General features: G+C 73.9%; 8 protein-coding genes. 4 read left to right on the forward strand and 4 right to left on the reverse strand.

The annotated features are described in order from the left end of the window. From AC0CYZ_RS31700 to AC0CYZ_RS31715, 4 genes are all read left to right on the forward strand, one after another. A partial coding sequence (locus tag AC0CYZ_RS31700) for an SDR family oxidoreductase (RefSeq protein WP_472222248.1) occupies window positions 1–602 on the forward strand: 602 nt, incomplete at its 5' end. Window positions 603–686: 84 nt separating this feature from the next. Next, entirely contained in the window at window positions 687–1,844 is a 1,158-nt protein-coding gene (locus AC0CYZ_RS31705) for an acyl-CoA dehydrogenase family protein (protein ID WP_472222250.1), read from the forward strand. Window positions 1,845–1,925: 81 nt separating this feature from the next. Next, window positions 1,926–2,555, forward strand: coding sequence for a hypothetical protein (locus AC0CYZ_RS31710; RefSeq protein WP_472222252.1), 630 nt, complete (start codon window positions 1,926–1,928; stop codon window positions 2,553–2,555). Then, the gene (locus AC0CYZ_RS31715; RefSeq protein WP_472222254.1) at window positions 2,552–2,857 is read left to right on the forward strand and encodes a transcriptional regulator; all 306 of its coding nucleotides are present in this window, start codon (window positions 2,552–2,554) and stop codon (window positions 2,855–2,857) included. The genes AC0CYZ_RS31710 and AC0CYZ_RS31715 overlap by 4 nt, the downstream gene beginning before the upstream one ends. Here the strand turns inward: AC0CYZ_RS31715 and AC0CYZ_RS31720 are convergent. From AC0CYZ_RS31720 to AC0CYZ_RS31735, 4 genes are all read right to left on the reverse strand, one after another. After that, a complete protein-coding gene (locus AC0CYZ_RS31720; protein WP_472222256.1) occupies window positions 2,854–4,197 on the reverse strand; it encodes an LLM class flavin-dependent oxidoreductase in 1,344 nt (447 codons plus the stop codon). The two genes, AC0CYZ_RS31715 and AC0CYZ_RS31720, sit on opposite strands and share 4 nt — an antisense overlap. Before the next feature lie 10 nt (window positions 4,198–4,207). Beyond that, the gene (locus AC0CYZ_RS31725; RefSeq protein ID WP_472222258.1) at window positions 4,208–5,539 is read right to left on the reverse strand and encodes an MFS transporter; all 1,332 of its coding nucleotides are present in this window, start codon (window positions 5,537–5,539) and stop codon (window positions 4,208–4,210) included. 150 nt (window positions 5,540–5,689) lie between these two features. Then, window positions 5,690–6,145 (reverse strand): MaoC family dehydratase, encoded by a 456-nt coding sequence (locus tag AC0CYZ_RS31730; protein ID WP_472222260.1) that lies wholly within the window; start codon window positions 6,143–6,145, stop codon window positions 5,690–5,692. 32 nt (window positions 6,146–6,177) lie between these two features. Further along, on the reverse strand, window positions 6,178–6,358 hold a 181-nt coding region (locus tag AC0CYZ_RS31735), incomplete at its 5' end, for an FtsW/RodA/SpoVE family cell cycle protein (RefSeq protein ID WP_472222262.1).

Consider the following 6,358-nt stretch of genomic DNA (forward strand, 5'->3'; position numbering starts at 1 on the left):
ATGACCTGCTGCTCGGCGGCCGGGACGACCTGGCGCTCGCCGGCGTGGCGGACACGCTCGGGTCGCGGGCCCTGCCGTGGCCGGTCGATCTGACCGACCCGGCCGCGCTCGCCGGGGCGACCGAGCGGATCGACGAGCTCGACGTCCTCGTTCACTCGGCCGGGGTGGGTCTGCTGGGGACCGTCGAGGAGCTCGACACGGACACCTGGCGCCGGCAGTTCGAGGTGAACGTCGTGGCGGTGGCGGAGCTGACGCGCCTGCTGCTCCCGGCGCTGCGGGCCGCGCGGGGCACCGTCGTGTGCGTGAACTCGGGCGCGGGGCTGGCCGCGCGCGCCGGGTGGGGGTCGTACGCGGCGTCGAAGTTCGCGCTGCGGGCCTTCGCGGACGCCCTGCGCGCGGAGGAGCCGTCGTTGCGCGTCTGCTCGGTCCACCCGGGTCGGGTGGACACCGCGATGCAGCGCGCGGTCGTCGAGCACGAGGGCGGGACCTACGACGCGGCCCGCTACCTGCGTCCGGAGTCGGTGGCCGCGGCGGTGCTGGCCGCGGTGACCGCGACGCCCGACGCGCACATCACCGAGGTCGTCGTCCGGCCGACGGGCTGAGCGCAGGCGAGAATGGCGCCGTTCTGACGTCAGGCGTCAGCAACGTGCCGTTGCTGACGCGAGCCCACCCGGGAGGCCGTCACCGTGGACCCGTCCGACTTCGCCGACGTCCTCGCGTCGGTCCGCGAGTTCGTGCGCGAACAGGTCGTCCCGCGCGAGGACGAGATCGAGGAGGCCGACGAGGTCCCCGTGCCGCTGCGCGAGGCGTGCAAGGCGATGGGGCTCTACGGCTTCGCGATCCCGGAGGCCTACGGCGGGATCGGGCTGTCGATGAGCGAGGAGGTCGAGCTCGCGATGGAGCTCGGCTGGACCACGCCGTCGCTGCGCTCGCTCTTCGGCACCAACAACGGCATCGCCGGCCAGGTTCTGCTCACCGGGGGCACCGAGGACCAGCGTCGGGAGTGGCTGCCGCGGTTGGCCAGCGGCGAGGTCGTCGCGAGCTTCGCGCTCACCGAGCCCGAGGCCGGGTCCGATCCGTCGTCGCTGACGACGAAGGCCGTGCGCGACGGCGAGGACTACGTGATCTCCGGCAGCAAGCGGTGGATCACCAACGCCCCGTTCGCCGACGTCCTCATGGTGTTCGCCCGCACCGATCCGGACGCCGCCCCGGCCCGCGGCATCTCGACGTTCCTCGTCCCGACCTCCGCGCCCGGCGTGAGCTTCTCCCAGCACGACGCCAAGATGGGCCAGCGCGGCTCGTGGACCTGCGAGGTCTACCTCGACGACGTCCGGGTGCCGGCAGCGAACCTCGTCGGGGGCGAGGACGGCCTGCACCGCGGCTACGTCACCGCGCTCAAGTGCCTCGCGCACGGCCGGCTGCACATCGCCGCGCTCTGCATGGGGATGGCCGCGCGGTTGGTGCACGAGACCGTGGAGTTCGCCTCCGAGCGCGAGCAGGGCGGGCACCGGATCGCGACCTACCAGCTCGTGCAGGGGCTCGTCGCGGACTCGGTCACCGACTGGCACGCCGGCCGCGCCCTGGTCCGCGAGGCCGCGAAGGCCTACGACGACGGGTCCGACAAGGTCACCGGGCCCTCGACGGCCAAGTACTTCTGCTCGGAGGCCGTCGGGCGGATCGCGGACCGGGCGGTGCAGGTCCATGGCGGGTCGGGCTACATGCGCGGCGTGCCCGTGGAGCGCATCTACCGCGACGTGCGCCTCTTCCGCATCTACGAGGGCACCAGCCAGATCCAGCAGGTGATCATCGCGCGGGGGGCGCTGGGGAAGGCCGCGCGCGGCTGACCGCCCGGACGCCCCGACGCCGTGCTTGACGCCAACTATTTTGCGCTGCAAACTCGTTTGCGTCGAGAGCGAGGAGCCACCATGAGCACGAGCACCCACGACCCCGGTCCCGCCGAGCACCCCACGGCCGCCGACGCCCTGGCGGCGATCGACACGGCCCAGCACCGCGCCGCCCGGTCGCTGCGGCCGAGCCCGCTGGGCATGTTCGTGCCCTGGGGGCTGGGCTACCTCGTCGGGTTCGGCGGGGTCTGGCTGGCGATCCGCGGGGTCCTCCCGGACGCCGTGGTCGTCCCCCTGCTCGTCGTCGCCGGCGTCGTGCCCCTCGTCAGCACGGGGATCACCCTGCGGCGCAGCACCCGCGGGCTGGCCGGCCCGAGCCGGCGCACCGGGACGCTCTACGGCTGGGCGTGGGTCCTCGGCTTCGCGGCGCTCTGCGCGATCAACCTCCGCCTCACCGCCCTCGGGGTGCCGGGGCCGACGCTGTCGCTGATCTGGTCGGGCACCGCGCTGCTCCTCGTCGGGTTGCTCTACCTCGCCGGGGGCGCGCTGTGGAACCACGTGCCCCAGTACGTGCTGGGCGTCTGGACGCTGGTGACCGGGGTGGCGACGGTGTTCGTCGGCTATCCCGCGAACTTCCTGGTCCTCGCCCTCGCCGGCGGCGGCGGCTTCGTCGTCCTCGGGGTGTGGATGCACCTCGCGGCGCGCCGATGAGCACCGAGCAGGTCCCGGTCGAGCTCGACCCCGTCATCCACGCGCAGGCCCGGCTGCGGGTGACCGCGACGCTCGCCGCCCTCGGCCCGGGCGACCGGCTGACGTTCCCGCGCCTGCAGCAGCTGCTCGACGTGACCGCGGGAAACCTCTCGACGCACCTGCGCAAGCTCGAGGAGGCGGGCTACGTCGAGGTGTCGAAGGCCCACGAGCGGCGCACGCCGGTCACCTACGTCGCGCTCACCGCCGCCGGACGCCGTGCCTTCGAGCAGTACCGGGACACCCTCCGGAGCCTGTTGGGCTAGCGCAGGGCCAACCGGTCCCGGAGCATCCCCGGCTCGGGCGTCGCCGGCATCCGGCCCCGGCGCCGCAGCTCGGGCACGACGTGCTCCGCGACCTGCGCGAACGAGCCGGGCGTGACGGCGTAGGCGAGGTTGAGCCCGTCGGCGCCGGTCTCGTCGATCCACGCCTCCATCGCGTCGGCCACCTCCGCGCCCGAGCCCACCGCGACCGGACCGCGCCCGCCGACCGCCAGGTGGCGCGCGACCTCCCCTACCGTCCACTCCCGCGACGGGTCGTCGGTGGTGAAGGAGGCGAGGGCCGACCGGCCGGCGTCGGACTCGACGTAGCGCAGCGGCTCGTCGGGGTCGATGCCCGTGAGGTCGAGCCCGGTCCAGCCCGCGAACAGCGCCAGCGCCCCCTCGAGCGAGAAGGACTCGAGGTACGACGCGTACCGCTCGTGCGCCTCCGCCGACGACGCGGCCACCACGGGCGCGAGCTGGGAGAACACCGTGACCGACGCGGGGTCGCGCCCGGCGTCCGACACCGCCGCGCGCAGCCGCGAGACCTGCCCGGCCACCACCGCCGTCGACGGCCCCGACACGAACACCGCCTCCGCGTGCCGCCCCGCGAACGCGAGGCCCCGCGGGGACGCGCCCGCCTGGAAGATCACCGGCGAGCGCTGCGGGGAGGGCTCGCACAGGAACGGGCCGGGCACGTCGTAGTAGCGGCCGTGGAAGTCGACGTCGTGGACCTTCGCCGGGTCGGTGTAGACCCCGGCCGCCGCGTCGCGCACCACGGCGTCGTCCTCCCACGACTCCCGCCACAACCGCCGGCACACCTCGAGGTACTCGTCGGCCTGGGCATAGCGCTCGTCGTGGGGCAGCTGCGCGCCCAGCCCCAGGTTCGCCGCCGCCGACTCCAGGTAGCCGGTGACGACGTTCCACCCGACCCGCCCCTTCGTCAGGTGGTCGAGCGTGGTGAACCGCCGGGCCAGGGCGTAGGGGTGCTCGTAGCTCGTCGAGACCGTCAGCCCGAACCCCAGCGACGAGGTCGCCGCCGCCATCGCCGACACCGGCATCAGCGGGTCGCCGAGCGGCACCTGGATGCCGGCCCGGACCGCCGCGTCCCGCGACCCGCCCGCCACGTCGTAGATCCCGAGCACGTCGGCGAGGAAGAGCGCGTCGAAGCCCGCCTCCTCGAGCAGGCGCGCGAGCGAGGTCCAGTGGTCGAGGTCGGTGTAGCGGAAGCCCTGGTCGTCGGGGTGGCGCCACAGGCCCGGCGACTGGTGCCCGGCGCACATCATGGCGAAGGCGTTGAGGTGGATACGGGGGCGACGGGGGGAGACCTGGGGACTGGCAGACACGCGGGACTGCCTACACCCGCGAGCCCGCCGCCGCCTCGTCGGTCGCGGCGGCCTCGCTCTCGCCGGGGCCCGGGTCGAACGCGGTCTCGCGTGCGAAGCCGGCCGAGAGAGCGGTCAGTGCGGTGAGGACGCCGAGGTAGGCGACGACGGCCCACGGCGCACCCGTGAGCGCGACCAGCGCCGCCGCGACCAGCGGCGAGAACCCGCCGCCGAGGACGGAGCCGATCTGGTAGCCCAGCGAGGCCCCGGAGTAGCGCACGCGGGCGTCGAAGAGCTCGGCGAACCACGCCGCCTGCGGGCCGTACATGGCGTCGTGCGCGACGTTCAGGGCGATCACCGAGGCGAGCACGATCAGCCAGGTCGACCCGGTCTCGACGGCGCCGAAGAAGAGCGCGAGCCCGACGAGGCCCGCGAACGCCCCGAAGAGCGTCGGCCGGCGGCGTCCGACCCGGTCCGAGAGCACCGCCCACAGCGGGGTCGAGGCCAGGCCCAGCGCGGAGGTGACGACGACCGCGAGCAACCCCGCCGACGACGACGCCCCGAGGCGCTGCGAGATGTAGGTCAGGCCGTACGTCGTCACCAGGACGAACAGCGCGATCTGGGAGATCCGCAGCCCGGTGGTCAGCAGGACCGACCGCGGCGAACCCTTCAGGGCCTCGACGACGGGCAGGCGCGCCACCCGGCCGCTCGCGCGCAGCGCCGCGAACTCCGGCGAGTCCGAGAGCTGCAGCCGCACGACGAGCCCGACGACGACCAGCACCGCGCTGACGAGGAACGGCACCCGCCAGCCCCAGGACAGGAACGACGCCGGATCCGTCAGCGAGCGGACCAGGAAGAACGACCCGGTCGCGAGCAGCATCCCCGCCGGCGAGCCGATCTGGGTGAAGCTCCCGACGAGGCCCCGGCGGCCGGGGGCGGCGTGCTCGGCGGAGAGCACCGCGGCGCCGCCCCACTCCGCGCCGACCGCGAGCCCCTGCACGATCCGCAGCACCACCAGCAACGTCGGGGCGAGGACGCCGACCGTCGCGAACGTGGGCAGCACGCCGATCAGGGTGGTCGCCGCCCCCATCGTCACGAGTGCGGCGACGAGCACGGCCTTGCGCCCGACGCGGTCGCCGAGGTGGCCGGCGACGACCGCCCCGATCGGGCGGGCCCCGAAGCCCGCGGCGTAGGTGGCGAAGGCGGCCAGGGTGCCCGCCGTCGAGCTGATCCCGGGGAAGAAGAGCTTGTTGAACACCAGGGCCGTGGCCGTGGCGTAGAGGTAGAAGTCGTACCACTCGACCGTCGTGCCGATGGCCGAGGCCAGGGCGACGCGGCGGGGCATGCGGACGGGAGAACTCACGGGGGTTCCTCGGTGTCGGCGGATCGGGAGCGTGGAGCTACCGAGCGCGACACGCGGTGGAGTCGATCCGGCGCAGGTCGAGGTGCCGACGACGGGTGAGGAACGGGCGCGGCACGGTCATCACCCTAATGCCGCATCCCGGGACCGGCGCTAGAAGTACGTGCGCGACACCATGTCCGCGACGCAGGCCGGCTTGTCCTCGCCCTCGATCTCGACCGTGATCCGGGAGACGATCTGCAGCCCACCCTCGGTCAGGTCGGTGACGTCGACGATCACGACCCGCGCCCGCACCCGGTCGCCGACCCGCACCGGCTTCGGGAAGCGGACCTTGTTCAGCCCGTAGTTCACGCCCATCGTCACGCCCTCGAAGGAGCGCGCCGAGTTCGCCAGGTACGGCACCAGCGAGAGCGTGAGGAAGCCGTGCGCGATGGGGCCGCCGAAGGGCCCCGACGCCGCCCGCTCCGGGTCGATGTGGATCCACTGGTGGTCCTCGGTGACGTCGGCGAAGCCGTCGACCCGCTGCTGGTCGATGGTGAACCACTCGCCGGGCCCGAGCTCGCGGCCCTTGGCCCGGTACACCGCGTCCGATCCGGACAGGACCTCCACGTGCGCTCCTCCGTCGTCGTCGACCACCCCGATCACGGGGTTCGCCCGACCCTAGCCCCGCGTGCGAGGGCCACGCGGGCCTCGGGCTCGTCCCGCGCCGCGGCGGCCAGCAGGCCGAGCGAGACCATGCTGACGATCACCGAGCTGCCGCCCGCGGAGATCAGCGGCAGCGTGATCCCGGTGACCGGGAGCAGGCCCAGCACGTAGCCGATG

Source organism: Actinomycetospora sp. (genome assembly GCF_055612215.1).